The 2,156-nt window shown below is 70.1% G+C and carries 1 protein-coding gene; it reads right to left on the bottom strand.

The window, feature by feature from the left end:
• Positions 1 to 2,156: type I polyketide synthase (locus CU044_RS08765; protein WP_129767920.1), on the bottom strand; the 2,156-nt coding region annotated here is incomplete at both ends.

Below are 2,156 nucleotides of genomic sequence, written 5' to 3'. Positions count from 1 at the left end.
GCCTGGACCGCCACCATCGCACCGCCCTCGGGCAGCGCCTGCATCAGCGCACCACGCGCCGACACCACCTTCACCGCATCCGCCAGCGACCACACACCCGCCACGTGCGCGGCGGCCAGCTCACCGATCGAGTGCCCGGCCAGCACATCCGGCCGGACACCCCACGACTCCAGCAGACGGAACAACGCCACCTCGACCGCGAACAGCGCCGGCTGCGTCACACCCGTCTCGTTCAGCGCGTCGGCATCCTCACCGAACAGCACCTCACGCACCCGCGGATCGAACCGACGCAGGACCTCGTCCAAGGCTTCCGCGAACACCGGGAAACGCTCGGACAGTTCGCGCCCCATGCCCAGCCGCTGGGAGCCCTGACCCGAGAACAGGAAACCCAGCATCCCGCTCACCACAGAGCCCGTCACCACACCCGCCGCCTGCCGGCCCTCGGCCAGCGCGGCCAGAGCGGACAGCCCGGCCTCCGCATCCTCCGCGACCACCACCGCACGCTGCTCGAACGACGCACGCGACGTCGCCAGAGAGAACCCGACATCCACCGGATCCAGACCGACCAGACCCGTGCTCAGCCGCTCAGCCTGATATCGCAACGCCTCCGCACTCCGCGCCGACAGCACCCACGGCACCAGACCAACCGGCGCGGACGCCACAACCGGAGCCGACTCCTCGGCCTCCGGAGCCTGCTCGATGATGGTGTGCGCGTTGGTACCGCTGAACCCGAACGACGACACACCGAACCGGCGCGGCCGGTCGGTCTCCGGCCAGGAACGGGCCTCGGTGAGGAGCGCGACATCGCCGGCGGACCAGTCGACCTGCGGAGTCGGCTCGTTCACATGCAGCGTCTGCGGCAGCACGCCGTTCCGCATCGCCATGACCATCTTGATCACGCCCGCCACACCGGCTGCCGCCTGCGTGTGACCGATGTTCGACTTCACCGAACCGAGCCACAGCGGTTCACCACCGCGGTCCTGGCCGTACGTGGCCAGCAGCGCCTGGGCCTCGATCGGGTCACCCAGCGTCGTGCCCGTGCCGTGCGCTTCCATGGCGTCCACATCGGACGGCGCGAGCCCCGCGCTGGCGAGCGCCTGCCGGATGACCCGCTGCTGCGAGGGGCCGTTCGGAGCCGTCAGACCGTTCGACGCGCCGTCCTGGTTCACCGCGGACCCACGTACGACCGCCAGCACCTGATGCCCGTTGCGCTGGGCGTCCGACAGCCGCTCCACGAGCAGCATGCCGACACCCTCACCCCAACCGGTGCCGTCCGCGTCGGCGGAGAACGCCTTGCAGCGCCCGTCCACCGACAGACCCCGCTGGCGGCTGAACTCGATGAACGAGCCCGGCGTCGACATCACTGTCACACCGCCGACCAGCCCCAGGTCACACTCGCCCCTGTTCAGCGCCTGCACCGCCAGATGCAGCGCCACCAGCGACGACGAGCACGCCGTGTCCACCGTCACCGCAGGGCCCTCAAGGCCGAACGTGTACGACAGCCGCCCCGAGATGACACTCGCCGAGATACCCGTGCCCGCGTATCCCTCGACGGTCTCCTGCGCGGCGAGCAACAGCGACGCGTAGTCCTGGCCGTTGGTGCCGACGAACACACCGGCCCGGCTGCCACGCAACGAGTTCGGGTCGATACCCGCCCGCTCGAACGCCTCCCACGACGTCTCCAGCAGCAACCGCTGCTGCGGGTCCATCGCCACGGCTTCACGCGGCGAGATCCCGAAGAAACCCGAGTCGAAGTCCGCCACACCGTCAAGGAAGGCACCCATACGGCTGTAGGAGGTGCCCATGTGAGCGGGGTCCGGGTCGTACAGGGACTCCACGTCCCAGCCACGGTCGGCCGGGAACCCCGCCACCGCGTCCCCACCCTCGGCCACCAGACGCCACAGGTCCTCAGGCGACTCCACACCACCGGGGAAACGGCAGCTCATCCCGACGATCGCGATCGGCTCGTCGGTGACGGCCGCGGCGGGGCCCTCAGCCACCGCGTCGAGCACACCACCCAGCAGCTCGGCGCCCAGTCGCGCCGCGAGAACAGCCGGCGTCGGATAGTCGAAGACCAGCGTGGCCGGGAGAGTCAGCTCGGTCGCCGCGTTGAGACGGTTGCGCAGCTCGACCGAGCTGAGCGAGTCGAAACCAAG

The sequence above is a fragment of the Streptomyces sp. L-9-10 genome, from assembly GCF_004151105.1.
Lineage (GTDB): Bacteria > Actinomycetota > Actinomycetes > Streptomycetales > Streptomycetaceae > Streptomyces.
This window is presented reverse-complemented; position numbering and strand designations above follow the sequence as displayed.